Origin of the sequence: Azospirillum endophyticum (genome assembly GCF_016595245.1) — a bacterium.
Lineage (GTDB): Bacteria > Pseudomonadota > Alphaproteobacteria > Azospirillales > Azospirillaceae > Azospirillum > Azospirillum endophyticum.
The window spans coordinates 32,911-56,759 of record NZ_JAENHM010000058.1 but is presented as its reverse complement, the minus strand read 5'-3'; the positions used below and the strand labels follow the sequence as shown (position 1 = coordinate 56,759).

General features: G+C 67.6%; 27 protein-coding genes. 15 read left to right on the top strand and 12 right to left on the bottom strand.

The annotated features are described in order from the left end of the window. Positions 1–17: 17 nt before the first annotated feature. On the bottom strand, positions 18–914 hold the full coding sequence (locus JHL17_RS18775) for a LysR substrate-binding domain-containing protein (RefSeq protein WP_200195344.1): 897 nt from the start codon (positions 912–914) through the stop codon (positions 18–20). Between the two features lie 147 nt (positions 915–1,061). Here JHL17_RS18775 and JHL17_RS18770 point away from each other — a divergent pair, with 147 nt between their 5' ends. The 4 genes from JHL17_RS18770 to JHL17_RS18755 all read left to right on the top strand — a co-directional run bounded on the left by JHL17_RS18770 (position 1,062) and on the right by JHL17_RS18755 (position 3,786). Continuing rightward, positions 1,062–2,258, top strand: coding sequence for an MFS transporter (locus tag JHL17_RS18770; RefSeq protein ID WP_200195343.1), 1,197 nt, complete (start codon positions 1,062–1,064; stop codon positions 2,256–2,258). Next, on the top strand, positions 2,255–3,016 hold the full coding sequence (locus tag JHL17_RS18765) for an SDR family oxidoreductase (protein ID WP_200195342.1): 762 nt from the start codon (positions 2,255–2,257) through the stop codon (positions 3,014–3,016). Before JHL17_RS18770 ends, JHL17_RS18765 begins: the two co-directional genes overlap by 4 nt. 141 nt (positions 3,017–3,157) lie before the next feature. Further along, positions 3,158–3,409 (top strand): type II toxin-antitoxin system RelE family toxin, encoded by a 252-nt coding sequence (locus tag JHL17_RS18760; RefSeq protein WP_200195341.1) that lies wholly within the window; start codon positions 3,158–3,160, stop codon positions 3,407–3,409. Next, positions 3,406–3,786, top strand: coding sequence for a helix-turn-helix domain-containing protein (locus JHL17_RS18755; protein WP_200195340.1), 381 nt, complete (start codon positions 3,406–3,408; stop codon positions 3,784–3,786). Before JHL17_RS18760 ends, JHL17_RS18755 begins: the two co-directional genes overlap by 4 nt. A 259-nt stretch (positions 3,787–4,045) precedes the next feature. On the opposite strand, the gene JHL17_RS18750 is transcribed toward JHL17_RS18755, so the two are convergent. Further along, complete coding sequence (locus JHL17_RS18750; RefSeq protein WP_200195338.1) at positions 4,046–4,963, bottom strand: SRPBCC family protein; 918 nt, start codon at positions 4,961–4,963, stop codon at positions 4,046–4,048. Then, positions 4,960–5,301 (bottom strand): ArsR/SmtB family transcription factor, encoded by a 342-nt coding sequence (locus JHL17_RS18745; RefSeq protein ID WP_200195337.1) that lies wholly within the window; start codon positions 5,299–5,301, stop codon positions 4,960–4,962. The genes JHL17_RS18750 and JHL17_RS18745 overlap by 4 nt, the downstream gene beginning before the upstream one ends. A gap of 484 nt (positions 5,302–5,785) precedes the next feature. Here JHL17_RS18745 and JHL17_RS18740 point away from each other — a divergent pair, with 484 nt between their 5' ends. Next, entirely contained in the window at positions 5,786–6,130 is a 345-nt protein-coding gene (locus tag JHL17_RS18740; protein WP_200195336.1) for a hypothetical protein, read from the top strand. A gap of 117 nt (positions 6,131–6,247) precedes the next feature. Here JHL17_RS18740 and prs read toward each other — a convergent pair whose 3' ends face one another. Together prs and JHL17_RS18730 are read right to left on the bottom strand one after the other, a co-directional pair. Continuing rightward, positions 6,248–7,159 (bottom strand): ribose-phosphate diphosphokinase, encoded by a 912-nt coding sequence (gene prs, locus JHL17_RS18735; RefSeq protein WP_200195335.1) that lies wholly within the window; start codon positions 7,157–7,159, stop codon positions 6,248–6,250. Between the two features lie 127 nt (positions 7,160–7,286). Continuing rightward, positions 7,287–7,796 (bottom strand): hypothetical protein, encoded by a 510-nt coding sequence (locus tag JHL17_RS18730; RefSeq protein ID WP_200195334.1) that lies wholly within the window; start codon positions 7,794–7,796, stop codon positions 7,287–7,289. A 154-nt stretch (positions 7,797–7,950) separates the two neighbouring features. On the opposite strand from JHL17_RS18730, the gene corA reads away from it, so the two are divergent. Continuing rightward, positions 7,951–8,964, top strand: coding sequence for a magnesium/cobalt transporter CorA (gene corA / locus JHL17_RS18725; protein WP_247893653.1), 1,014 nt, complete (start codon positions 7,951–7,953; stop codon positions 8,962–8,964). 58 nt (positions 8,965–9,022) lie between these two features. Continuing rightward, on the top strand, positions 9,023–9,427 hold the full coding sequence (locus JHL17_RS18720; RefSeq protein WP_200195333.1) for a hypothetical protein: 405 nt from the start codon (positions 9,023–9,025) through the stop codon (positions 9,425–9,427). 422 nt (positions 9,428–9,849) lie between these two features. Here JHL17_RS18720 and JHL17_RS18715 read toward each other — a convergent pair whose 3' ends face one another. From JHL17_RS18715 to JHL17_RS18705, 3 genes are all read right to left on the bottom strand, one after another. Then, positions 9,850–10,920: a LysM peptidoglycan-binding domain-containing protein gene (locus tag JHL17_RS18715; protein ID WP_247893652.1), complete on the bottom strand. Its 1,071-nt coding sequence runs from the start codon at positions 10,918–10,920 to the stop codon at positions 9,850–9,852. Positions 10,921–11,103: 183 nt separating this feature from the next. Beyond that, entirely contained in the window at positions 11,104–12,027 is a 924-nt protein-coding gene (locus tag JHL17_RS18710) for a cytochrome c (protein WP_200195331.1), read from the bottom strand. 3 nt (positions 12,028–12,030) lie between these two features. Beyond that, positions 12,031–12,516, bottom strand: a complete 486-nt coding sequence (locus JHL17_RS18705) for a c-type cytochrome (protein ID WP_200195330.1) — start codon at positions 12,514–12,516, stop codon at positions 12,031–12,033. Between the two features lie 144 nt (positions 12,517–12,660). Between JHL17_RS18705 and JHL17_RS18700 the strand changes: the two genes are divergently transcribed. From JHL17_RS18700 to alr, 3 genes are all read left to right on the top strand, one after another. Next, on the top strand, positions 12,661–13,245 hold the full coding sequence (locus JHL17_RS18700; RefSeq protein ID WP_200195329.1) for an LOG family protein: 585 nt from the start codon (positions 12,661–12,663) through the stop codon (positions 13,243–13,245). Positions 13,246–13,388: 143 nt separating this feature from the next. Then, positions 13,389–14,894, top strand: coding sequence for a replicative DNA helicase (locus JHL17_RS18695; protein ID WP_200195328.1), 1,506 nt, complete (start codon positions 13,389–13,391; stop codon positions 14,892–14,894). Beyond that, positions 14,891–16,030 (top strand): alanine racemase, encoded by a 1,140-nt coding sequence (gene alr / locus JHL17_RS18690; protein WP_425599634.1) that lies wholly within the window; start codon positions 14,891–14,893, stop codon positions 16,028–16,030. The genes JHL17_RS18695 and alr overlap by 4 nt, the downstream gene beginning before the upstream one ends. Positions 16,031–16,140: 110 nt before the next feature. On the opposite strand, the gene JHL17_RS18685 is transcribed toward alr, so the two are convergent. Next, a complete protein-coding gene (locus JHL17_RS18685; protein WP_200195325.1) occupies positions 16,141–17,064 on the bottom strand; it encodes a hypothetical protein in 924 nt (307 codons plus the stop codon). 230 nt (positions 17,065–17,294) lie between these two features. Here JHL17_RS18685 and JHL17_RS18680 point away from each other — a divergent pair, with 230 nt between their 5' ends. From JHL17_RS18680 to JHL17_RS18665, 4 genes are all read left to right on the top strand, one after another. Next, complete coding sequence (locus tag JHL17_RS18680; RefSeq protein WP_149231975.1) at positions 17,295–18,071, top strand: MlaE family ABC transporter permease; 777 nt, start codon at positions 17,295–17,297, stop codon at positions 18,069–18,071. 10 nt (positions 18,072–18,081) lie between these two features. Beyond that, positions 18,082–18,855 (top strand): ABC transporter ATP-binding protein, encoded by a 774-nt coding sequence (locus tag JHL17_RS18675; protein ID WP_200195323.1) that lies wholly within the window; start codon positions 18,082–18,084, stop codon positions 18,853–18,855. 75 nt (positions 18,856–18,930) lie between these two features. Then, positions 18,931–19,611, top strand: coding sequence for an endonuclease III domain-containing protein (locus tag JHL17_RS18670; protein ID WP_345773839.1), 681 nt, complete (start codon positions 18,931–18,933; stop codon positions 19,609–19,611). Between the two features lie 87 nt (positions 19,612–19,698). Beyond that, positions 19,699–19,929, top strand: coding sequence for a DUF1178 family protein (locus tag JHL17_RS18665; protein ID WP_200195321.1), 231 nt, complete (start codon positions 19,699–19,701; stop codon positions 19,927–19,929). 148 nt (positions 19,930–20,077) lie between these two features. Here the strand turns inward: JHL17_RS18665 and JHL17_RS18660 are convergent, their stop codons facing one another. Then, entirely contained in the window at positions 20,078–21,040 is a 963-nt protein-coding gene (locus tag JHL17_RS18660) for a peptidoglycan-binding domain-containing protein (RefSeq protein WP_200195319.1), read from the bottom strand. Between the two features lie 271 nt (positions 21,041–21,311). Between JHL17_RS18660 and JHL17_RS18655 the strand changes: the two genes are divergently transcribed. Further along, positions 21,312–21,602: a hypothetical protein gene (locus JHL17_RS18655; RefSeq protein ID WP_200195318.1), complete on the top strand. Its 291-nt coding sequence runs from the start codon at positions 21,312–21,314 to the stop codon at positions 21,600–21,602. Between the two features lie 211 nt (positions 21,603–21,813). Here JHL17_RS18655 and JHL17_RS18650 read toward each other — a convergent pair whose 3' ends face one another. Both JHL17_RS18650 and JHL17_RS18645 read right to left on the bottom strand, forming a co-directional pair. Continuing rightward, positions 21,814–22,269 (bottom strand): hypothetical protein, encoded by a 456-nt coding sequence (locus JHL17_RS18650; protein ID WP_200195317.1) that lies wholly within the window; start codon positions 22,267–22,269, stop codon positions 21,814–21,816. Between the two features lie 21 nt (positions 22,270–22,290). Next, entirely contained in the window at positions 22,291–23,748 is a 1,458-nt protein-coding gene (locus tag JHL17_RS18645) for a GH1 family beta-glucosidase (RefSeq protein WP_200195910.1), read from the bottom strand. Positions 23,749–23,849: the final 101 nt, after the last annotated feature.

Sequence of the window (23,849 nt, the reverse complement as noted above, 5' to 3'; positions counted from 1 at the left end):
GGCTTCGCCGGACTTGGTCATCCCGGTCCGCGGGCCTCTCCGGCAAGCCAGTCGACGAAGCCGGCCACCAGGTTTCCGGCATCGGCCTGACGGGGAATGAGCGCGACATAGCCCGTCCTCGGAACCCGGATCTCCGGCAGCGGCGTCATCAGCCTTCCGCCGGCGACGTCGATCTCCAGCATCGGCAACGGGCCGATGCCGATGCCGAGCCCATCCTCCACCGCCTGCCGGGTCACGAAGAAATGGTCGAATATCCGGCGGGGCCGGCCGGCAAGATGCTGGAGCCCCGCCGCCTCGAGCCAGTCCGTCCAATCGCCGGCCCGGGTTTCGCTTGCGAGCAGCGTATGTCCCTCGATGTCGGCGGGCTTCAGGATCGGCCGCCGCGCGAACAGCGCCGGGCTCATGATCAGCGTGTCCACGTCCTCCAGCACCGGGACGACGCGATGCTGCGGCCACGCATGCTCGCGGGCGGCGCCGCGCCGGATCGCCACGTCGACGCCGCCGCGCAACTCCTCGAACACGGTCGAAACCGTGGTGACTGCGACTTCGACCTGCGGATGGCCGGCGTGGTAGCGATCGAGGCGCGGGATCAGCCAGCGCATCGCGAAGCTGGTCGGGGCGCTGACACGCAGGATGCGGCGCGCATCGGGCCGGCCGCAGGCTTCCGCCGCGACGGCCAGCCGATCGAAGGACAGCTCGACCTCGGCGGCGAAGATCCTGGCCATCGGCGTCGCGACCATGCGGCGCCCGTCCTTTACGAACAGCCTTTGCCCGAGCCAGCCTTCGAGCGCGGCGATCTGCCGGCTCACCGCGCCATGGGTGAGACCGAGTTCGGCCCCGGCTTCGGCATAGCTGCCGGTCCGGGCGGCGACCTCGAAGATGCGCAGGGCGTTCAGGGGGGGAAGGCGGCGCATGGGCGATCCGTAGGGCAATCCGTGAGAAAAACGAACGGTATCCGTGAGTCAAAGCAGACTAGTCGACGAAATCTCACGCGTATACCGTGTCGTCGGAATGAACCCAGCCGAACAATGCCTATTGCGCTTCCGGGAAAGCCGTCAAAGATGAAATCGGGACAGTGGTGGACCAGGAAAAAGAAGAGTCTGACGGGCGCGTGCCTCGCCCATGCGCTGCATGACGGCTACACCGACGCCCTCTATGTCTTCCTGCCGGTCTGGCAGGCGCAGTTCGGCCTGTCCTATGCGGCGCTCGCCGTCGTCCGCGCCCTCTATTCCGGGACGATGGGAGGCCTGCAAATCCCGGCCGACCGGGCACTGCGCGGCCTGTCGCCGCGGACGGCGCTGATCCTGTCGACCGTCCTCGCGGCGGCGGGCCTGCTGATCATGGCGGCGCCATTCGGCTTTGCCGGTCTTTGCGTCGGCCTCGTCGTGGCCGGCATCGGATCGAGCATCCAGCACCCTTGCGGCTCGCTGCTCGTCACCGCCAGCTACGGCGCGGCATCCCGGCATCCGCTCGGCATCTACAATTTCTCGGGCGATCTCGGCAAAGCCGCCCTGCCGGCCCTCGTCGCCGTGCTGTTGCCGACCCTCGGCTGGCAGCCGGTGCTGGGGCTGCTGGCGGTGCTGGGGCTGGCATTGTCGGCCGCCCTGGTGCCGCTGGCGCCGGCGGCTCCCGTCGGCAGGACCGCCAAGACCGGGGCGGCTTCCGGCCAAGGCCGCGGCGGCTTCGGCATCCTGACGGCGATCGGCGGGCTCGATACGGCGACTCGCATGGGCTATCTGCTCTTCCTGCCCTTCCTCATCCATGGACAGGGCGGGGACACCGGCACGGTCGGCCTCGCCCTCGCCCTGCTGTTCATCGGCGGCGCGTTCGGCAAGGCAACCTGCAGCCGGCTCGGGGAACGGATCGGCGTCGTCGGCAGCGTCATGGTGACCGAAGCCGCCACGGCGCTGCTGATCGTGGCGACGCTGGTCACGCCGCTGACGCCGACGCTCATCCTGCTGCCGCTGCTCGGCATCGTGCTCAACGGCACCTCTTCGGTGCTGTACGGCACCGTGCCGGAGCTTTCCGACGGCGATACCGGCCGGGCCTTCGCGGTCTTCTACACCAGCGTGATCGGCTCCGGAGGCGTCGCGCCGATCCTCTACGGCGCGATCGCCGACCACAGCAGCCAGACGGTCGGCGTCCTGGCCTCGGCGGCGACCGCCGCCCTGATCGTTCCGCTCGTCCTGACGCTGAGGCCGCATCTGAGCGACTCCGGCGCGGGATCTCTCGCCACCACAAGAAGGGTCTCCCAATGAACACCGTCTCTCAGGCACCGCTGATTCTGATAACCGGTGGAGGGCGCGGCGTCGGCGCGGCGACCGCAAAGCTTGCCGCCGCGCAGGGCTACGATGTCGCGATCAGCTTCGTCGCCAACGAGTCCGCCGCCCTCGCGGTGGCGGCGGATGTGGAAGCCCTGGGGCGCCGGGCCCTGGCCGTGCGCGCCGACAGCGCGGATCCAGCGCAGGTCGCCCAGCTGTTCGCCGCGATCGACCGGGAGTTCGGCCGGATCGACGTCCTGGTCAACAACGCCGCGATGCTCGCGCGGCAGTGCCGGACCGAGGATCTCGACTTCGAGCGGATGCAGCGCGTCTTCGCGGTCAATGCGATCGGCCCGATCCTCTGCACCCAGCAGGCGGCGAAGCGCATGTCCCATCGCCATGGCGGGCCGGGCGGCGTGGTGATCAACGTCTCGTCGGCCTCGGCCCGGCTCGGCAGTCCGAACGAATATGTCGACTATGCCGCCTCCAAGGGCGCGCTCGAGACCTTCACGACCGGCTTCGCCAAGGAGGTCGCGCGGGACGGCATCCGCGTCAACTGCATCCGTCCCGGCCACATCTACACGGAGATGCATGCGAGCGGCGGGGAGCCGGGACGGGTGGATCGCGTCAAGGACTCGATCCCGATGGGACGGGGCGGCCAGCCCGAGGAGGTCGCGCGGGCGATCCTGTGGCTGGCGAGCGCCGAGGCGTCCTTCATCACCGGCACCTTCCTCGACGTCACCGGCGGCAAGTGATTGGCGGGAGCGGGAGCGGATCCTCGCTTCGGCGTCACGGCCACATGTCGGCAGGGCTGCTTGAGCAGCCAGAAAAGAAGCACATTCGCCAATAGCGAATAGGCGTTTGACAGCGTATTCGCCATCAGCGATCATGGGTGTATGAAGCTCGTGATCGAGGCAACCGCATTGAAGGTCCTGCTCCGCATGCCGAAAGGCGATGCGGATGGACTGCGGACGAAGCTGAAGACGTTCGCCGCCTCCCCCTACGATCCGCATCCCTGGGCAAAGGCGTTCGGTGGCGGGCGCGGGCGCATCCGCCATGGCGACTGGCGCGCCGTCTATCACATCGACGGGGACGCGCTGGTGATCACCGTGCTGAATGTTGGGAACCGCAAGGAGGTCTACCGATGAACGCCCTGCCCATCACGCCGATCGCGGAGACGGCGGACACCGTGACGCTGAGCCGGACCGATTACGAGGCCCTGGCCGATCTGGTCGCCGACGCGCAAGACCTTGCCGACGCCGACGCGGTGAAAGCCCGCCTCACCGCCGGCGAGACGGAGGCGTTTCCCTTCGAACTGGCCGAACGAATCCTCGACGGCGAACACCCGGTCATCGTCTTCCGCGAGCATCGCGGCTTCACGGCGCGTGGGCTTGCGGAGGCCGCGGGTGTTGCACCCTCTTATCTTTCGGAGATCGAGAACGCCCGCAAGCCCGGTAGCCTCGACGCGATGGCGAAGATCGCCGCCGCACTGCATGTCCCGCTGGACCTGCTGGTGCGCCAGTAACCAACCGTCCAGCAAAGGAGCCGTTTCCGGAGGAAGCGCCTGCATATTCGGATCGAGAGCGCGGCAGAGGCCTTGGAGAACCGCCTCGTCTTCGTCATCGGAGGTCTTCCCGCTCCGATCGGATCCAAGCCGGGATGTCCACCGGACCTGGGACGAAGCTCACTCACCCCACCGACCGTGCATTCATTCGCAGCCTTCCGCCTTCCCGGGCACGCCCCCTCGACAATTCAAGGCCGAGGAGACGCGAAGCCCCGGCGGTTCAGCGGGATGCGACGAAGCGGTCCAGCTTTCCCAGCGTCTGCTGCCCCAGTTTCTCGGCACCGAACCCCTTCGCCTCCTGGAACTCGGAAACCGTGGTGAAGACCATGCCCAGCGTCACCTTCGTCGCGCCGTCCCGGTCCTCGAACGCGGCCCAGGCGTCGGCATGTTTCGGCCCGTTCTCGCCCCAAAGAAGCGTGTAGCCTAGTCTTTCCTCGGGCAGGACCTCTCCGTACCGATGGTGGTTCGGAAAGACCGTCCCGTCCGGCGCGATCATGTCGAAGACCCAGTCGCCGCCCGCCCGCAGGTCGATCCGCGTCGTCCGGCAAGAGAACCCGTCCGGCCCCCACCATTGCGGCAGGGTCTCGGGATTCATCCACGCCCCCCAGACCAGGCTCCTGGGCGCCTGTATCACGCGCTCGAGCACCATGGTCCGCTGCGCCACGCCGGCGAGATTGTCCAGTCCGGCCCCGAAGCCCTGCCGGTAGCCGGCTTCCATGGCCTTGGCCAGCGAGGAAAGCTGCACCGTGACGACCAGCCGGCTGCGCGCGTCCGTGCCCGAGAAATCCGCCGTCACCAGCGCGGCCGATTGCGTCATGCCCTCGGACGAAACCACCTCGTAGTTCACGCTGCGCAGCGCCGGCTGCAACTCCAGCCAGCCGACCTCGCAACGGATGTCCGGCTGCCCCTCCACTTTGCAGAGCGAGACCTCGCGTCCCCCCACCCTGCTGTCGGCCTCCAGGAACTCCACCGTGACCGAGGGCGCAGGCGCGGCCCAGACCATCCGGGCGGCGGGGGCCGTCCACGCCTGCCACAGCACCGACAACGGGGCGGCCACCTCCCGCTCGAAAGTCAGCGTCGCAAAGCGGTCCTTCCTGTCGTCCGGCGCCGTGCCGGTCGAATCCGGGGTCGATGTCATTCCTTGCGCTCCTTCATGACGGTCATCACAAATGCATCCAGCCGGTCGAGCCGGGCTTCCCATAGCGCCCGCTGTTCATCCAGCCATGTCCGCACCGGCTCCAGAGCCTCCGGCACGATGGCGCAGGTCCGTGTCCGCCCCTCCTTGGAGGTGGAGATCAAGCCAGCCTCCTCCAGCACCGAAAGGTGGCGCATCACCGTGGGCAGACGCAGTCCGGTGGGACCGGCCAGGTCCGTTACCCGCGTGGGTTCCCCGGCAAGCCGGGCCAGGATCGACCGGCGGGTCGGATCGGCGAGCGCGTGGAAGAGCAGCGAGAGATCGGGATCATGCTTAGCCATATCGCTAAGTATCGCGGGGGCATCGTTCGTGCAAGCGAATACTTCGCCGGATGGCTAAGTTTCCCCGCCTGAGGCCGGTTGGTTGGAGCAGCCGCCAGGAAGTCGCTCCAAGACGTTGACGGGTGATCCGGAACAATGCCGACCATCGGGCTTGTATTCTGCCCGGCCCTCGCCCGTCCACGCCGACGAACCCGCCCTTCGATAACAAAAGACGGCAAGGAATTTCCGGCAGGCGCCCCCCTACTCTCTTCGGGTTAGGCTCTCAGAGGGATCGCCCTTGGGTTGACTGGATCTGTACGACACCATAAAGTTTCGACGCTATCCGAATATTGATGATGAACTCTGAACCGATCAAAGCCATCCATCGAGTCTTTCGTACAGCGCAAGTCATTCCGCCTACCGCCCACCAGATGAAGGATCCGACATGCGACGCCTATCCGTTGTCCTGGTCTGTCTCGCCCTTCAAGGATGCGCGGGTTCGCCCTTGTCGAATCTGGTCTCGGGCCAGCGTTATCAAACCACGTCCGACATCACCGCATCCTGGGTGGGATCGCCCGAAGACGATCTGGTTCTCTCCTGGGGCCCGCCGCAGAACAGCCACATGATGAACAACGGGTCGAAGATGATCGGCTATCAATATTCGTGGCTGACGAACGGGAGCCGCTCGGAAGAGTGGGGGTACGTTCCCGATTACGCGCTTTGCGAACAGCGCTTCCTAGTCGAAGGCGGCGTCATCACGCGCTGGTATTCTTCCGGCGATTGCCCCAAGAGGCCCAAGGGAGCCAAGCTGATCCCGGCCAGCACGCCGGTCCCCCGGCCGACCCTGTGACGTCGCAGCCCGAGGGTCCAGGCATGGGCCATGCTTTCCCGCGCTTTCGACGAAGCGCCGGAAAGGATGGCTTCATTTCCCCCGGGCCTTCCGCAGTCCGATCTGTCCGCTTCCGATCTACTCGCTTACGAAGGACCTGACGGCGTCGGCGATCAGGCCGCTCAGGGACAGGGCGTTGGACGGATGCGGCACGCCGTCGCAGGACAGCGGGCGGCCGAGCCCTTCCGCCACGAAGCGGTCGGCGACGATCTCGCCGAACAGGGCATGGACGCCGTAGACCTGCAGCGTGCCGGCCCCCAGCACCCGCGCCGCCCGGGCGCAGGAGAAGATCGTCTCGCCCGAGCTGATGACGTCGTCGACGATCACCACCGGACGGCCGTGGAGCGGTGCGTCGGGCGGCAGCGCCACCGTCACGTCGCGGTCGCCGCGCCGCTCCTTGCGGCCGACGATCCCGGTCAGCCCCAGCGGTCCGGCCACCGCCTCGACCAGCGGGGTGGATTCCTCGTCCGGCCCGACGATGACGGTGCCGGGCGCCACGCCGGCCGCCCGCAGATGCTCGACGATGGGCGCCGCCCCGCTCAGCGCGACGGAGGGGCGGCCGACGAACACCTCGTCCAGCGTGTGGGTGCGGTGCAGGTGCGGCTCGACGCAGACGAAACAGTCGAAGCAGCGGCCGAGCCAGTCGCCGACCACCGTCTGGCTGACCGGTTCGCCCGGCTTGAAGATGGCGTCCTGGCGCATGTAGGCCATGTAGGGCGCCACCAGGCAGAGGTGGGTCGCCCCCTGCCGCCGCAGGACCGAGGCGGCGAGCGTCAGTTCCACCAGCTTGTCGTTCGGCCGGTCGAGCGAGCGGTAGACGATGGCACGCTCCACCGGCTCCGGCAGGCGGACCAGGCTCTCGCCGTCCGGGAACCGGTGCAATTCGGCGATGTGGCAGGGAAGGTCCAGCGCCTGGGCCAGACGGCGCGCGGCATCGGCCGATTCCGGAAAGCCGTAGACGGCCGTGTAATTGCCCGTATCGCGGGCCATGCCCCATCTCCCTCTACCACCTTGGACGGCGGAGAGCTTGGCGCAGGCGGCATGGGCGGGTCAATGATGGCAAAAGGCCGGTGGTGATAGGCGGACAGGCCGGGGCGGCCGCCCCGCCGTATCGGCTTCACGCCTCCGGCCGCTTGTCGGCCTCCGCCTCGTCCGCTTCGGAGGCACCGGGATCGACATGGATGCTCTCGGCCTTGCGCGCCAGCCACTGGAAGGCGCCCAGCCCGACCACCAGCAGCGTGACCACGCCCAGCAGCATCACCGGATAGATGATGGCGGAAATCTCGCTGGTGCGCGCCTCGAAGACCAGGACCAGCCCTTCCAGACTGGCGGCGATGATGATCGTGGTCAGGAACTTGGTCAGGGTGCGGCGGGCCTCGTCGGCGCGGCGCAGCTCGCGTTCGCGGACGATCTCCTCCTCGTAGAGGTATTTGGCGATCTCGAACACCGCGATGGCCAGCACGATCATCCCCACCCCGTCCAGCATGGCCGCGGTCAGGACGGCGCTGTCCAGCGCCACCACCCCTTCCACCACCGTCAGGGCGGACAGCCCGATGAACAGCAGGGCGAACAGGCCGAGCGTCACCGCCGCCAGAAAATACATGCCGCGCGCCGCCGACTGGAACATCGCCCTCTCCCCTTGCCACCGAAGCTGGTCCTTGGCAGCGACAACGCGCGAGACGGCCGGTCCGCCCGGATGGCGGCACCGGATCCGTCGACGCTGCCGGGGAACCTCTTTAGAGTGGCGCCGACCTGCCGCCCTCCCCCCGGTTTCCTCTTCCATGATGCTGCCGCCAGACCCCGCCCCCTCTCCCGACGCCGGACGCAACGCCGTGGTGGCGAGCGCCGCCTATTGCGACGGCCGGCGCGTCGCCGACATGCCGATCGCCGAGGCCGGCGCCTGGGCGACGAAGGAGAACCATTTCGTCTGGATCGGCCTGTGGGAGCCGGACGAATCGCTGCTGATGGAGGTGAAGCGCCAGTTCGGCCTGCATGAGCTGGCGGTGGAGGACGCGCTGCACGCCCATCAGCGCCCGAAACTGGACGTCTATGGCGACAGCCTGTTCATGGTGCTGCGCACGGCGAAGCTCGAGAAGGGCGAGCTGATTCTCGGCGAGACCCATGTCTTCGCCGGGCGCGGCTATGTCGTCACCGTGCGGCACGGCGCATCGACCAGCTATGCGTCGGTGCGGGCGCGGGCGGAAAGCGCGCCGCATCTGCTCAAGCATGGCGAGGACTTTATCGTCTACACCATCATGGACTATGTGGTGGACTGCTACTTCCCGGTGCTGGACCAGCTGGCGACCGCGGTGGACGATTTGGACGCCCTGCTGATCGCCCGGCCGCCCAGCATGGCGGAGATCGAGTGCATCCACCAGCTGCGCCGCGACCTGGAGCGGCTGCGCCGCAACGCCTCGCCCCTGCTGGAGGTCTGCTCGCGGCTGGAGCGCTTCGACCTGCCGATGATCGACCCAGCGATCCGGCCCTATTATCGCGACGTGCAGGACCATGTGATCCGCGTCAACGAACAGATCGGATCGCTGCGCGAGGTGCTGTCCTTCGCCTTCGAAACCAGTATGATCCTGGCCTCCGCCCGGCAGAACGACGTGACGCGCAAGCTGGCCGCCTGGGCCGCCATCCTCGCCGTGCCGACGGCCGTCGCCGGCCTCTACGGCATGAACTTCGAGCATATGCCGGAGCTTCACTGGCGCTACGGCTACCCGGCGGTGCTGGCGCTGATCGCCGTGGTCTGCGCCGGGCTGTATGTCCGCTTCCGGCGGATGGGATGGCTGTGACACGATGCCCGGGCCGGACTCCCACCGGGGAGGTCGTGCTTGAACTTTGGTGACGGACATGACCGACGCGACGAACACGCTGCACGCCCTGCTGGATGCCTATCTGCGCTGCCCGGTGGAGGCGGCGCGCACGGAGCTGGAGCAGGCGCTCCGCGGCTACCAGACCGATTGGATCCGGGCCCGTGCCGGGGTCGACGCCCCTGCGCTGCCCGCGACGAAGCCCGCCCCGGCGGCGAAGCCGGCGGTCCCCAAGCCGCGCTTCCCCATCGCGTCGGCCGACCTGGGGGTCCTGAAGCGCCTGGCCGACGGCTGGCCGGGCACCACCGCCGAGGTGACGCGCTGGGCGTGGTTCGAGAATCGCGAACTGGTGGTTCTGGACCCGAACCCGGCCGGCGCGGGACCGGAAGTGCTGCGCCTCGCCCCGCTCGGCTGGGCCGCCATCGGCCGCCTGCCGCCGGACTGAGGACTCGTCAGTCCTGTCGAGAGACGCTTGAAGCCTGAACCGCTTCGCATCGGCGCTCGCCATGAGCTTCTCTCGAACGTCATTCCCGCGCAGGAGCCTGTGAAGAAATCGAACTTATATGAGAAAGCCCTGATCTGGCAGGCGTACACATCTCCCACTGGTCATCCCCGCGGAGGCGGGGAACCAGGATTTCCAACACAAGTGCTTGTAAAGGCTGGATTCCCGCCTCCGCGGGAATGACGGCCGAGAGAAGCGCACGATGCGATCCAACGCGATGTGGTTCGAACTTGGGGCTTCTCTCAGCGAGTCACCGATTTCTTCACAAACTCCTCCGCGGGGATGACGTCCGATACGGTCCTCCGAAGACCCACACCCCCTGATTGCAACAGGATCAGGTGCAGCCGCCGTCAAATCAACTGCCTTCAGTTCATCTGCGGCAGCGCGAAGATCTGGCCGGGATAGATCATGTCCGGGTTGCGGATCTGCTCGCGGTTGGCGGTGTAGATGGTGGTGTAGAGCATGCCGTCACCATAGGTGCGCCGTGCCAGCCGCCACAGGCTGTTGCCGGGCTGGACGACGATGTTGCGTCCGTCGGTCGTCGACGCCGGCATGGCGGAGACCTGGACCGGCAGTTCGGCCCGCGCCACCACCTTGCCGGCCAGCGTGACCTGGTCGGCGCGCAGGGTGTAGATCCCGGGATCGATCAATTTTTCCGGCGTCAGGCGCCAGTTGCCCTTCGGATCGCTGTGGGCGCTGCCGACCAGGATGTTGTCGAGATAGAGCTGCACCGCGCTGTTGGGCGCCGCCCGGCCGCCGAGCGCCACCCGCCCGGCGGGATCATAATCCATCGTCTCGACCGACACGCCGCCCGGCGGGGCCGGCGCGCCGTTGTCCGGGACCGGCGGAGCCTGCAGCACAGAACTGCCGCCCATGGCCGGCGACGCCCCGGCCAACCCGTCGCGCGGCATCGCCACCACGACCGGCGCGGCAGGGGACGCAGACGGGGCGGCCGCTTGGGCGGCGGTCTTCGCCGCCGGCTCCGGCACCATCACCACCACCACCTTGTCGGCGGGAACCGGAGAGTTGGCGCCCGGGCGCGTCTCGGTCAGGTTCAGCTCGCGGTTTCCGGGCGCCAGCGGCTTGTCGGGCAGCATCACCCATTCGCCGCGCTGGTCGGCCTTGGCAGACGCCACCGGGCTGCCGCCGTCGGTGACCGTCACCTCGGACCCGGGCGCGGCGCGGCCGGCCATCACCGTCGCCCCGTCCGGCGCCACCCGCACCACGTCGAAGCTGGGAGCCGCCGGCTTCGCCGGGGCCGGGGCAGATTGGGAAGCCGTGGCCTGGAATGCAGCCGGGGCGGCCGCAGGGACGGAAGCGGAGGCAGGCGCCGGAGCGGAGGCCGTTTTCGCCGGCTCCTGCGCCGGTTTGCCCGCCGGCCACAGGGCGACCGCCGCCGCTCCCCCCACCAGAGCCACGCCCAAAGCTGCGAACAACGCGTTTCGTTTCACCTGAGCACCCATCCGGCGGCCCGCCACCACGGCAGGATGGCTGACTATAGCAGAAGGATAGGTTCCAAAAGAATGGCGCCGTTGGTGCGGAGCCATCCGCCAAACGGGCTCGGTTGCCCCATCGGATCAGAATTCCGCACCAAAATCGGCGCCTGTTGCCTTGAAGGCTCACTGCTTCGCCGGCACCGTCTTCAGATAGGCGGCGATGGCGGCGCGGTCCTCGGCCGTCAGCTTGGAGGTGGTGTTGCGTACGACCTCGCCCATGGCGCCGCCGGCGACGTCGCCGTCCGGGGTCAGGCCGGCTTCCAGGAACAGCGTCAGGTCGCCGTCCGACCAGCCGCCGATCCCCTTGGGCTCGGCGCTGGTGATGCCGGGCACCTTGTCGCCGTCGGGGCCGTCGGGGTTGCCGGCGAGATAGCGGTCGGGGTCGATGCCGCCCAGCAGGCTGCGCGGGCTGTGGCATTCCGCACAATGGCCGAGCGCGTCGACCAGATAGCGCCCGCGGTTCCAGGACGCCGGCTTGGCCTGATCGTCGGGCACCGGGCCGGGGGTCAGGTACAGCCATTGCCAGGCCGGCACCAGGAAGCGCCAGGAGAAGGGCGGCGTCAGGTCGTGCGGCCTGTTCGGCGCCGCGACCGCCGGGCGGCTGAGCAGATAGGCCTTGAGATCCAGCAGGTCGCGGTCGGTCATCCGCGTATAGCTGGCATAGGGAAAGGCCGGGAACAGGTTGGCGCCGTCCGGCCGCACGCCCTCGCGCAGCGCGCGGATGAAGTCGGCGTCGCTCCAGCGGCCGATGCCGTTCACCGGGTCCGGCGTGATGTTGGGGGTGTAGAAGGTGCCGAAGGGCGTCGCCAGCGCCCGTCCGCCGGCCAGCGGCTGGCCGCCGCCCTTCTCGCCACCATCTTTTTGGTTGGTGTGGCAGCCGAGACAGCCGGCTGCGTTGAAGATATAGGCGCCCCGGCTGACGGCGTCGCCTGGCGAACCTTCCCCGGCCGAAGCTCCACCGGCGGGTGTATCGCCGGCAGCACGCGCACCGCCGCCCGCGAACGCGAGCGGCAGCAGCAGGGCCGCGGCGGTCAGGAGACGCCGCATCGGTCAGTTCTTCTTGACGCGGAAGTCCTCGTGGCAGGTGCCGCAGGTCTTGGAGGTCGCCCCCAGGGCCTGGGCGATCTGGGCGCGGTCGCCACCCTTGAGCGCGGCGTCGAGCTTCTCGGCCGCCGGCTGGACGGCGCTCCAGTACTTCTGCGTCTCGGTCCAGCTCTTCCACAGCTCCGGCTTGGCGGCGCTGTCGGCGACGCCGACGGCGGTGCCTTCGGGGAAGATCTTCTTCGGATCCATCTTGGACACCGCCAGAACGGCCTCCGCCCCCTTGGCGGCGTCCTCGGCGGTGGCGCCCTCGTTCTTCACGAACTTGGCGACGGCGCCCATGCCGCCCCCCAGCTTCTTCATGGTCTGCTGCCTGTCCTTGACCTGTTCGGCCGGATCGGCGGCGCCGGCGGCGCCGGCCGACATGCCGAACAGCGTGAACATCAGACCGGCGACGGATGCCGCCGCAAGGACATTGACGACCCGGTTGCTCATGTGGTCCCTCCCGATGATGCCGTGGCTTAAACGGTGCTTGTGCTGCTGTTGACGCACCGCCCCATCCGATATTCCATGGCATTCGCCAGATTTTTTACGGCCCCGCTCCCGATGGATGGCGGTGGCGAGAAAGGGTGACCCGCGATGAAGAGCCTGTCGTCCGTCTGCGTCTATTGCGGCGCCTCCGCCCGCGTCGCCGATGTCCACAAGGAAGCCGCCCACGCGCTGGGCGACGGGCTGGCACGGCGCGGCCTCCGCATGGTCTATGGCGGCGGCCGGGTCGGGCTGATGGGGATCGCCGCCGACGCCGCCATCGCCGCCGGCGGCGAGGTGGTCGGCATCATCCCGGAACACATCCAGTCGGCCGAGGTCGAGCACACCGGCCTGACCGAACTGCATGTCGTCGACAGCATGCACACCCGCAAGCGCATGATGGTCGAGCGGTCCGACGCCTTCGTCATCCTGCCCGGCGGCCTCGGCACGCTGGACGAGGCCTTCGAGATCCTGACCTGGAAACAGCTTCAGCTGCACGACAAGCCGATCGTCATCGCCGACGTCGACGGCTATTGGCGTCCGCTGCTGGGACTGATCGACCACATGGTCGCCCAGGGCTTCGCCCGCATCGACCGCTCCGCCCTCTACCGCGTCGCCGACCAGATCGACGGGGTGTTCGCGGCGCTGGACGCCATGCCGGCTCCCACCCAGCCGGTCCAGCCCGGCAAGCTCTGATCAAGCTCTGAAGCGGCACAAGCCCCTTCCGACGGTTATCCCCAGACTTCCCATCCTGTGGATAACTTCTGTGCACAGCTTTTGTGGAGGGTCCCCCACCCTTCGCCGAGCGTTCCCGTTATGTTTTTGCTATTGTGTCCCCCATGAGCAACCAGACCTCCTCGCTGTTCGATCTCCGCCCCTCCGCCGCGGTCAAGCCGACGGCCGAGTACCGAACGCCCCCCAACAACGAGGAGGCGGAGCAGGCGCTGCTGGGCGCGATCCTGGTCAACAACAAGGCCTATGAGAAGGTCGGCGAGTTCCTGCGGCCGGAGCATTTCTACGACCCGGCCCACCAGCGCATCTTCGCCGCCATCACCAAGATGGTCGACCGCGGCCAGATCGCCAACCCGGTCACGCTGAAGGCGCTGTTCGACAACGATCCCGAACTGGCGGTGGAGGGCGGCAGCGCCTATCTGGCCGAACTGGCCGCCAACGTGGTGACGGTGGTCAATGCCGGCGACTACGGCAAGACCATCCACGACCTGTTCATCCGCCGGCAGCTGATCGAGGTCGGCACCGACATGGTGAACGAGGCGTACCGCCACGACCTCGACATCACCGCGCTCGACCAGATCGGCGAGGCGGAGAAGCAGCTGTTCGACCTCGCCTCGACCGGCGACGTGCAGGGCGGCTTCGTGGCCTTCGGCGAGTCGGTCAAGCACGCCATCACGACGGCGGAGGCGGCCTTCCGCCGGTCCAGCCACGTCACCGGCGTCACCACCGGCCTGATCGACATCGACCGCAAGCTGGGCGGCCTGCACCCGTCGGACCTGATCATCCTCGCCGGCCGCCCGTCGATGGGCAAGACGGCGCTGGCCACCAACATCGCCTTCAACGCCGCCAAGGCGCACATGCGCTCCTCCGGCCAGGAGGGCGGCGTCGTCGGCTTCTTCTCGCTGGAAATGTCGGCGGAACAGCTCGCCACCCGTATCCTCGCCGACGAGGTGCAGGTGCCCGGCGACAAGATCCGCCGCGGCGAGATCCGCGACACCGACTTCCCGAAATTCGTCCAGGCCAGCCAGGATCTGGCACGCTGCCCCTTCTACGTCGACGACACGCCGGCCCTGTCGGTCGCCGCGGTGCGCACGCGCTGCCGCCGGCTGAAGCGGACCTCGGGCCTCAGCATGGTGGTGGTCGATTACCTCCAGCTTCTGCGCGGCTCGTCGTCGCGCGGGGCGGAGAACCGGGTGCAGGAAATCTCGGAGATCACCCGCGGCCTGAAGGCCATCGCCAAGGAGCTGGACGTGCCAGTGGTGGCGCTGTCGCAGCTGAGCCGCGCGGTGGAACTGCGCGAGGACAAGCGCCCGCAGCTGGCCGACCTGCGCGAATCGGGCTCGATCGAGCAGGACGCCGACGTGGTGATGTTCGTTTTCCGCGAACAGTATTATCTTGAGCGCGCCGAGCCTTCGCGCCGGCCCGACGAGAGCGACGACAAGTTCAACGACCGCTACCAGCGCTGGCAGCAGCGCCTGGGCGAGGTGCACAACACCGCCGAGGTGATCATCGCCAAGCAGCGTCACGGTCCGATCGGCACCGTCCGCCTCTACTTCGACGGCCAGTTCACCAAGTTCGGCGATCTCGACCAGCACCACCAGACCGACGAGTGACCAGAGTGACGACCGACCCGAGCCTGAGCGCCTGCGCCATCCTGACCGTGGATCTGGGCGCCGTCGTTGCCAACTGGACGCAGCTGCGCGACCGGGTGGCGCCGGCGGAGTGCTCTGCGGTGGTCAAGGCCGACGCCTATGGGCTGGGGGTGGCGCGCGTCGTGCCGGCCCTGGCCGCCGCCGGCTGCCGGACCTTCGTCGTCGCCCAGTTCGAGGAGGCGCTGGCCGTCCGCCGGGCGCTGGAGCCGGTCGCTCCCGACGCCCAAGCGGAGGTGCAGGTCTTCTCGCTGGGCGGGCTGCCGCCGGGCCATGAGGCGGACTTCCCCGCCAACCGCATTCTGCCGGTGCTGAACCATCTGGGCGAGATCGCGGCGTGGCGGGCCTTCGCCGCGGCGCGCGGCGAGGTTCTGCCGGCGGTGATCCACATCGACACCGGCATGAACCGGCTGGGCCTCGGCCCCGACGAGCTGGATGCGCTCGCCGGCCATCTGGAGTGGCTGGAAGGCATCGACGTCCGCTACTGGATGACACACCTCGCCTGCGCCGACGAGTTCGACAACCCGATGACCGGGGAGCAGCTGGAGCGGTTCCGCGCGGCGCTGGCCCGGCTGCCCAAGGCGAAGGCCAGCTTCGCCAATTCGTCCGGCATCTTCCACGGCAAGGACCATCATTTCGACCTTGCCCGGCCGGGCTGCGCCCTCTACGGCGTCAACCCAACGCCGCACCTGTCCAACCCGATGCGGGACACCATCCGGCTCGATGCGCGACTCTTGCAGGTGCGCAACTGCGCGGTTCCGATGACGGTCGGCTACGGCGCCGCCCACAAGGTCACCGGCCCGGCGCGGATCGCCACCATCGGCGTCGGCTATGCCGACGGCTACCTGCGCGCGCTGGGCGGCAGGGGCCACGTCTTCGTCGACGGCGTCGCCGCCCCCATCGTCGGCCGCATTTCGATGGACCTGATCACCATCGACGTCACCAGCCTGCCGGAGTCGGCGGCGCATGCCGGCCGCGTGGTCGAACTGATCGGCCCCAGCCGCCCGGTCGACCGGGTGGCGGCGGAGGGCGGCACCATCGGCTACGAGATCCTGACCTCGCTCGGCCGGCGCTATCATCGGGTCTATCAGAGTGAATGAACAAAGGCCTCGTGCGTTTCCATATCAGTCGCACGAAGCTCCGATCTTATGTCTGGTAACAGCGACCGCTCTACAGGAACCAGAATCCTGACAGTGAATACGCGCAACTTTCAGATTGAATTGACCGTCATTGTATACACGCCTTCCGAACCATCGGAAGAGGTGACTTGGAACATGAACATCCCTGTGGCCGGCGCCGTAAAGATAAGCTTCGGCTGCAACGCACCACCACTGTCGTCATCGGACGCCAATGTCTCAAGATACCCGGTGGTCGGGCCAGTCTGATGCCAATAGCCGACTTGCAGAAGTGGATTGAATGGCCGACTTGGGCCACGACCGGTGATCACGACATCGGCTTGGTAGCTCTGGCCCTTTTGCAATGGAAAGCTGGATGCAGACCATCCTTGAGAGCTTGCGGACCCCCCAGCGTGTCCATGCAATTCGATGAATGGAGTCACCGGCGGAGAAACCACAGTTGGAGGCGAAACCACCGTTGTCGGCGGAACATTTACGGATGGCTCAAGAGGCCGGTTTTCTTTCCAACCGAAAGCAATGTAGTGCTGAAGCGCTTGGGACGCATTGCCAAATGCCTTTTTTATATCCGCATTAGCTGATAGATATTTTTCTGCATCGAAAGAGTTTATGCTTCTTCCTTCACTGATACCAAATTTAATATAATGCTGCGCTGCATCGCCTTCCGTGATATTCGCGTTTAAGAGATCAAGGTTAGATGCCAGATATTCTTTTGAATCGAATGTGATCGTCCGCCCCTCACGCCATCCGTAATCGATGTAATGCTGCAAGGCCGCATTGGAATCCTGGCCGAACGCGTGTCGCAAATCGCTATAGGATGCCAAATAGGCCGCACCATCGAAGGTCGTTATGCGGCCTTCTCGAATTCCTAAAGTCGTGTAATGCGATTCGGCCTGCGCAGGCGTCATGCCAATACGCAACAAATCTTGGTTTGCCGCCAAATAGCTGCGGGCGTCGAATCCAGGAATGCTCATTGCACAATCACCCGATTCATTTTTCATTCAAAAATATTCTTTCATAAGAAAAAATCAACCGTAAATTTTGGATTCTCTTCCAGCTCAGGCCTCGCCTCGGGCATGCCCTCAAAGCTTGAAGATCGCAGATCCGTTGGACCGGCCAACCGATCTGCGCAGCTTCCTACCAATGCGAAGTCCAAGGATGACCGCGGCGCTCATCGGTGCTATGACCGCATCGCCCAAATGAGATTCACACCAAGGATGCGGGCCGACTGATGGGTTTCCTCGCCGCTACCGGCCGGGCCTTCCTGATCTTCCTGGAAGCGACCGGACGCCTTGCCCTGTTCACCGGGTCCGCCCTGTCGCACTGCGTGCGGCCGCCGCTCTATCCGCGGCAGATCCTGCGGCAGATGATCGACATCGGCTATTACTCGCTGCCGGTGGTCGGGCTGACCGCGCTGTTCACCGGCATGGTGCTGGCGTTGCAGAGCTACAGCGGCTTCTCCCGCTTCCAGGCCGAAGGCGCCATCGCCACCGTCGTCGTGCTGTCGATCACCCGCGAGCTGGGTCCGGTGCTGGCCGGGCTGATGGTGGCGGGCCGCATCGGCGCCGCCATGGCGGCGGAGATCGGCACCATGCGGGTGACCGAGCAGATCGACGCGCTGTCCACCCTGTCGACCAACCCGCACAAGTATCTGGTGGCGCCGCGGCTGATCGCCGGACTGACCATGGTGCCGCTGCTGGTCATCGTCGCCGACATCATCGGCGTGTTCGGCGGCTTCCTGGTCGGCGTCTACCGGCTGGACTTCAACGCCGCCAGCTACATCAACCGCACCTGGGAATTCCTCCAGCCGGTCGACGTGATCTCCGGCCTGGTGAAGGCGGCGATCTTCGGCTTCCTGATCGCGCTGATGGGCTGCTACCACGGCTACCACTCCAAGGGCGGCGCCCAGGGCGTCGGGGCGGCGACCACCAACGCGGTGGTGTCGGCCTCCATCATGATCCTGGTGTGGAACTACCTGATCACCGGCCTCTTCTTCTCGACCAAGTGAGCGCCATCCGATGAGCACCCCCAAGATCGCGCTCAAGAACGTCACCAAGCATTTCGGCCCGAAGAAGGTGCTGAACGGCATCGACCTGGAGGTGGCGAAGGGCGAGTCGCTGGTGGTCATCGGCGGCTCGGGCACCGGCAAGTCGGTGATGCTGAAAAGCATCCTCGGGCTGCTGACTCCGGATTCCGGCTCGATCCAGGTCGATGGGCAGGAGACGACCCGGCTGCGCTCGCGCGAGCGCGAGAAGCTGCTGCACAAGTTCGGCATGCTGTTCCAGGGCGCCGCCCTGTTCGACAGCCTGAAGGTCTGGGAGAACGTCGCCTTCGGCCTGATCCAGGGCGCCCATATGCCGCGTGCCCAGGCCAAGGAGATCGCCGTCGCCAAGCTGGGCGCCGTCGGCCTCACCCCCGACGTGGCCGAGCTGTCGCCCTCGGAGCTGTCCGGCGGCATGCAGAAGCGCGTCGGCCTCGCCCGCGCCATCGCCGACGAGCCGGAGATCATCTTCTTCGACGAGCCGACGACCGGCCTCGACCCGATCATGGCCGACGTCATCAACGAGCTGATCGTGCAGTGCGTGAAGGATCTCGGCGCCACCGCGGTCACCATCACCCACGACATGGCGTCGGCCCGCAAGATCGCCGATCGCATCGCCATGATCTACCAGGGCCGCATCATCTGGACCGGCCATGCCCGCGACATCGACGATTCGGGCAACGCCTATGTCGACCAGTTCGTCCATGGCCGGGCGGACGGGCCGATCAAGATGCAGATCAAGGCGCTCTAACGCGGAACAACCAAGGGGGCTCGCCGGTTTCCGAATGGGCTGTCGTCGCAGCCTGTTCCCCGGAGGTGGCCCCCAGTGAGTGTGCAGCCCGCGACCCTCCAGGACTTCGACATCGACGAGGTCTTCCGCCTCCTGCGGAGCGCGGTCGCCCCCTACCCCAAGGCGGCGATGTTCGAGCTGCGCGACCGCGGCTATTCCGCGCCCTTCCAGCAGCTGGTCGCCAGCCTGATTTCCGCCCGCACGCGGGACGAAACGTCGCTGGAGGTCTCCGAACGGCTGTTCGCCGTCGCATCCACCCCGGCCGCCATGGCCGCCCTGCCGGAGGAGCGGCTGGTCGCGCTGCTGTACGGCGCCACCTTCCCGGAACCGAAGGCGCGAGACATCCGCGAGCTGTCCCGCCGCATCGTCGAGGAGCTGGACGGCGAGGTGCCGGACACACCGGACGGGCTGATGCGCTTCCACGGGGTAGGGCCGAAGATCGCGGCGCTGACACTGGCCGTCGGCTTCGGCATTCCGGCGCTGGCGGTCGATATCCATGTCCACCGCGTCACCAACCGCTGGGGCTATGTGTCGGCGCGTACGCCGGAGAAGACGATGGCGGCCCTGCTGGCGGTGCTGCCGAAACGCTATTGGGTGGAGATCAACGAGCGGCTGGTGCCCTTCGGCAAATGGATCTGCACCGGCGAACGTCCGCGCTGCTCGGCCTGTCCGCTGCTGTCGATGTGTGCGCGGGTGGGGGTGACCGAGTCACGCTGACGGCTGGTCCAATTGATGCAGATCCTGGCAGGGGGCCGGTCGCCTCGCTAGAAGAGCGGCCGGATTCCCGCTTTTCAAGGCTTCGCAATGATCGTCTACGCCCTGCACTGCGCCTGCGGCCATGATTTCGACCGTTGGTTCGACAACATGGCCGATTACGATGCCAAGAAGGCCATCGGCATCCCCTGCCCGTCCTGCGGCGGCACCGAGGTCGCAAAGGCGATCATGGCGCCGCGGGTCGGCAAGTCCCAGCCGGCCCCAGTTCCTGCCTGCGGACCCGGCGGCTGCGGCGGGGGTGGCTGCCCGATGATGATGTGAGGATCCGGAGCGTGAAGGGTGCCCCCTCCCTCCCACGGCTCCGCCGTGGGTCCCTCCCTCCCCGCTTCGCAGGAGAGGGGATGATTTGCAATGCGGCGGCAGTCCCCTCTCCCTCGAAGAGGGGGAGGGTTAGGGAGGGGGACCGCGCTCAGCGCCGCCGCGCTTCCGCCGTCAGACGCGGGCCGGTGGTCAGTTCCTCGCGGCGGCGGGGGGTGCCGAAGCTGGGCTCGACGCGGGTGTCGCGCGGCCGGTCGTCGCCGGCCGGCACCCGACTGAGCGGGTCGACGCCGCGGCCGCTGCGCCACCAGGCGAAACCGATGCCGCCCAGCGTCGCGGCGATCAGGCCGGCGACACCGGCGCGCGCGGCGTTGGACTGCCAGAGCGACGGGGCGGCACCGACCGCTGCCGGCTCCTCGACCGGGGCCGGCTTGCCGTCGGGCGTGGTCGCCGACACCGCGCCGCGGGGAGCCGCCTGCGGGGCCGGGCCTTCGGACGCACCGGCCGATGCACCGGCCGACGGGCGCGGCGCGGCCTGGGTCGCCGCATTGGACGCCACGGCATTGGAGGCCGGCGCAGGTACCGACGGGCGTGCGGCCGGAGAAGCGGCGGGCGCGTTGTGGCTGGCCGAAGACGAGGATGAGGGCGAAGAGGACGACGACACCGGGGCGCCGCCGAACTGCGCCATGCCGCCGACGCTCTCGTTGCCGGATTCGACCCGGCCCGTCGGGGCGGCGCGCGGCGCCACCTCCTTGTCGTGGCGGGTCTGGCCGACCTGGCTCTTGGACAGGCTGCCCATGGTCGGCGCGGCCTTGCTCTCGCGCTCGCTCATCATCTTGGCGATGGTGGCCTGGTCCAGGTTGCCGGTGGCGGGCAGTCCGGCCGACTTCTGATAGGCGCTGAGCGCGGAGCGGGTTTCGGGCGTCATCTGGCCCTTGGCCCGGCCGCCGATGTTGTAGCCCTTGTCCTTCAGGATGGTCTGCGCCCACTGGATGTCGGCGACCGACGCCTCGGCCCTTGCGGAGCCGGGCGTCGCCATGGTCAGTGCCGACACCACCAGCGCGATCGCCGCCACCGCGGCGCCACCATGCACCCGCCGCGAAATCCCAGACATTCCCTCTTCCTTTCGTCCGTGACGCCAGACCGACTTCAGAGCCACGACACTCCCCCCAATCGGGGACCAAGGCCCCCGCGAATCGCGGGAAACCAGGATCGTGTTACCAGATTGCGTCGCATTTCCGGCGGCGATTTTTGGGCGTCTGCTTTGTCAGCCGCGCAGCGTTGCCGAAAAGGCGCGCTCCCGGAAATGGTGTGCGAAAATGGATCGGGAAGGGCCGGTCGTGGTAGCGTCAAATCGGGGGCGAAAAAGGAGCGAGACGCAAGCCATGACCGGGTCCACCGCCGCATGCCCGCGGCTTCTGACGGCCTTGCCGGCGCTGGCCTGCCTGTCCGCGCTCGCCCTGCTGTCGGGATGCAGCAGCGCGCCCACCTACCGTGAGTGGACCGCCAGCCCGGACGTGCCAACCGTCGCCTATGACGAATGCACCGAGCAGGTGGATAACGCCATGCGCTTGCGCGGCTATCCCCTGCGTCCGCTGCCGGAAACGCCGCAGTTCGGCTATCGCAAGGAGATCTTCGCGCTCTGCATGCGCCGCAAGGGCTACACGGCGGAGTGAGAGTTTGCGGGGTTTTGCGAGTCCTGCCGGGAGACGTTTGAGGTTTGAACCGCTTCGCATCGAAGCCCGCCCCGACCTTCCTCGGCCGTCATTCCCGCGAAAGCGGGAATCCAGTCGTTTCGAGCACTTGGACCGGGAGCCTGGATCCCCGCCTTCGCGGGGATGACGGCCGATAACAGCCTCTAAGCCTTAGAGCCTAGCCTCTGACGCCCTACCGTCCGGCGAAATGCAGGTAGGCCAGGGCGCCCACCAACGTGCCGATCAGGATCACCGCCAGATAGATGCGCAGCGGCAGGGCGACGGGTTCCCCGGCCTTGCGCCTGCCCGTCGGCTTGCGGGGGGTCGACGAGACGGGCTTCGGCACCGACCGGACGCTCGCACCCTTGGTCGGCCCGCCCTTGGTCGGCCCCCCCTTGGTCGGCCCCCCCTTGGTCGGATCGTGCAGCTCGATCAGCGTCCAGTTGAACTCCATCCCCTCATAGGCGGAGTCGGCGTTGTAATCGAGCTGGATCAGCCGGAAATAGGCCCGCGGGTTGATGCCGACCATCCGGTCGAAGCGCGCCTTGGCGTGGGCCAGCTCCTCCCCGACCTCCAGCGTCTTCCACCCCCTGCCGCGCGCCTTCTGGATGGCGTAGCGGGTCGGCTGGGGCGGGCGTGGGGACGGCATCGCCGCACTTTATCCGCTTGATCAGGCCAGTGGAACGGCGTTGTCGCGGATGACGGAGGCGTACCAGTCGTAGCTGGCCTTCGGGGTGCGGGCCAGCGTCTTGCGGTCGACCTGGACCAAGCCGAAATGACGGCGGTAACCCTCCGACCATTCGAAATTGTCGAGCAGCGTCCAGGCCATGTAGCCCTTGAGGTTGCAGCCCTCGTCGATCGATTTGGCGGCGGCCAGCAGATGGTCGCGCAGATAGGCGATGCGGTCGCGGTCCTCCACCCGGCCGCTCGGGCCGATGGTGTCGGGGTAATCGGCGCCGTTCTCCGTCACGTAGACCGGCGGGTTGCCATATTTCTCCTGGAGTTCCGCCAGGATCTCGCTCAGCCCGTCCGGCTCCACCGGCCAATCCATGCCGGTCTTGCGCGTGCCCTCGGGCGCCGAGCCGTAGCCGGTGCCGAACAGCCCCTGCGGGTCGGGCTGCTGGTGCATGCGGCTGTAATAGTTGACGCCGAGGAAATCGACCGGCTGCTTGATGCGCGCCAGATCGTCGGGCTTGGCGATGCGGGCGAACTCCGCCTCCAGCAGCTCCGGGAAACGGCCCTTGAACAGCGGGTCGAGGCAGGAGCGGTTCCACACCGCATCCCACATCAGCGAGGCCGGATAGTTCGAGTCGAGCCCGCCCACCGGCCAGGACGGCTGCAGCGACAGCACGGTGCCGAGCTGCCAGTTCCTGCCGCCCGCCTGGCGCAGGGCGGCCAGCGCGGTTCCCTGGGCGAGGTTCTGGTGGTGGATCGCCTTCAGGCAGGTCTCGCGGCCGGTCAGCCCCGGGGCATGCCCGCCGGTGCCGTGGCCGAAGATGGCGACCACCGACGGCTCGTTCAGCATCACCCAGTTCTTCGCCCGGTCGCCCAGCTTCGCAGTCACCGCCAGGGCGTAGTCGGTGAACCAGCCGGCGATGTCGCGGTTGGTCCAGCCGCCCCGGTCCTGCAGGGCCTGCGGCAGATCCCAATGGAACAGGCAGGGCCAGGGCTGGATGCCGCGCGCCAGCAGCGAATCGGTCAGCCGGTCGTAGAAGTCCAACCCCTTGGCGTTCACCGCCCCGCTGCCCTGCGGCATCACCCGCGGCCAAGCGATGGAGAAGCGGTAGGCCTTCATCCCGGCCCGCGCCATCAGATCCACGTCCTCGGCATAGCGGTGGTAATGGTCGCAGGCGACGTCGCCGGTGTCGCCGTTGGCGATCCGCCCATAGGAGTGGCTGTAGGTGTCCCAGACACTGGGGCCGCGCCCATCCTCGGCGACGGCGCCCTCGATCTGATAGCTGGAGGTGGAGACGCCCCATAGGAAATCGGCGGGGAAGCTCACCGACGGAACGGCGATGCCGGGGGCGGCCTGGACGGCCTTGCGCCCCAGCGCCGCGACGACGCCGGTGCCGGCCGCGGTGACCGCGGTCGCCTTCAGGGCCGTCTTCAGGAAAGTCCGCCGCAGCATCGCCTGGATCTCCGCATCTTCCGCCGGTTCCGCCGCCGACAGCGACGACGGTGCTCCGCCGCCGCGCACTCTATGCAGTCCAACGGCTTTGGCAACCGGGG

Excerpts from the sequence above, each read along its gene's own strand:
- JHL17_RS18775 (WP_200195344.1), bottom strand. The coding sequence starts at position 914 with ATGCGCCGCCTTCCCCCCCTGAACGCCCTGCGCATCTTCGAGGTCGCC.
- JHL17_RS18770 (WP_200195343.1), top strand. The coding sequence starts at position 1,062 with ATGAAATCGGGACAGTGGTGGACCAGGAAAAAGAAGAGTCTGACGGGC.
- JHL17_RS18765 (WP_200195342.1), top strand. The coding sequence starts at position 2,255 with ATGAACACCGTCTCTCAGGCACCGCTGATTCTGATAACCGGTGGAGGG.
- JHL17_RS18760 (WP_200195341.1), top strand. The coding sequence starts at position 3,158 with ATGAAGCTCGTGATCGAGGCAACCGCATTGAAGGTCCTGCTCCGCATG.
- JHL17_RS18755 (WP_200195340.1), top strand. The coding sequence starts at position 3,406 with ATGAACGCCCTGCCCATCACGCCGATCGCGGAGACGGCGGACACCGTG.
- JHL17_RS18750 (WP_200195338.1), bottom strand. The coding sequence starts at position 4,963 with ATGACATCGACCCCGGATTCGACCGGCACGGCGCCGGACGACAGGAAG.
- JHL17_RS18745 (WP_200195337.1), bottom strand. The coding sequence starts at position 5,301 with ATGGCTAAGCATGATCCCGATCTCTCGCTGCTCTTCCACGCGCTCGCC.
- prs (WP_200195335.1), bottom strand. The coding sequence starts at position 7,159 with ATGGCCCGCGATACGGGCAATTACACGGCCGTCTACGGCTTTCCGGAA.
- JHL17_RS18730 (WP_200195334.1), bottom strand. The coding sequence starts at position 7,796 with ATGTTCCAGTCGGCGGCGCGCGGCATGTATTTTCTGGCGGCGGTGACG.
- corA (WP_247893653.1), top strand. The coding sequence starts at position 7,951 with ATGATGCTGCCGCCAGACCCCGCCCCCTCTCCCGACGCCGGACGCAAC.
- JHL17_RS18720 (WP_200195333.1), top strand. The coding sequence starts at position 9,023 with ATGACCGACGCGACGAACACGCTGCACGCCCTGCTGGATGCCTATCTG.
- JHL17_RS18710 (WP_200195331.1), bottom strand. The coding sequence starts at position 12,027 with ATGCGGCGTCTCCTGACCGCCGCGGCCCTGCTGCTGCCGCTCGCGTTC.
- JHL17_RS18705 (WP_200195330.1), bottom strand. The coding sequence starts at position 12,516 with ATGAGCAACCGGGTCGTCAATGTCCTTGCGGCGGCATCCGTCGCCGGT.
- JHL17_RS18700 (WP_200195329.1), top strand. The coding sequence starts at position 12,661 with ATGAAGAGCCTGTCGTCCGTCTGCGTCTATTGCGGCGCCTCCGCCCGC.
- JHL17_RS18695 (WP_200195328.1), top strand. The coding sequence starts at position 13,389 with ATGAGCAACCAGACCTCCTCGCTGTTCGATCTCCGCCCCTCCGCCGCG.
- JHL17_RS18685 (WP_200195325.1), bottom strand. The coding sequence starts at position 17,064 with ATGAAAAATGAATCGGGTGATTGTGCAATGAGCATTCCTGGATTCGAC.
- JHL17_RS18680 (WP_149231975.1), top strand. The coding sequence starts at position 17,295 with ATGGGTTTCCTCGCCGCTACCGGCCGGGCCTTCCTGATCTTCCTGGAA.
- JHL17_RS18675 (WP_200195323.1), top strand. The coding sequence starts at position 18,082 with ATGAGCACCCCCAAGATCGCGCTCAAGAACGTCACCAAGCATTTCGGC.
- JHL17_RS18665 (WP_200195321.1), top strand. The coding sequence starts at position 19,699 with ATGATCGTCTACGCCCTGCACTGCGCCTGCGGCCATGATTTCGACCGT.
- JHL17_RS18660 (WP_200195319.1), bottom strand. The coding sequence starts at position 21,040 with ATGTCTGGGATTTCGCGGCGGGTGCATGGTGGCGCCGCGGTGGCGGCG.
- JHL17_RS18655 (WP_200195318.1), top strand. The coding sequence starts at position 21,312 with ATGACCGGGTCCACCGCCGCATGCCCGCGGCTTCTGACGGCCTTGCCG.
- JHL17_RS18650 (WP_200195317.1), bottom strand. The coding sequence starts at position 22,269 with ATGCCGTCCCCACGCCCGCCCCAGCCGACCCGCTACGCCATCCAGAAG.
- JHL17_RS18645 (WP_200195910.1), bottom strand. The coding sequence starts at position 23,748 with ATGCTGCGGCGGACTTTCCTGAAGACGGCCCTGAAGGCGACCGCGGTC.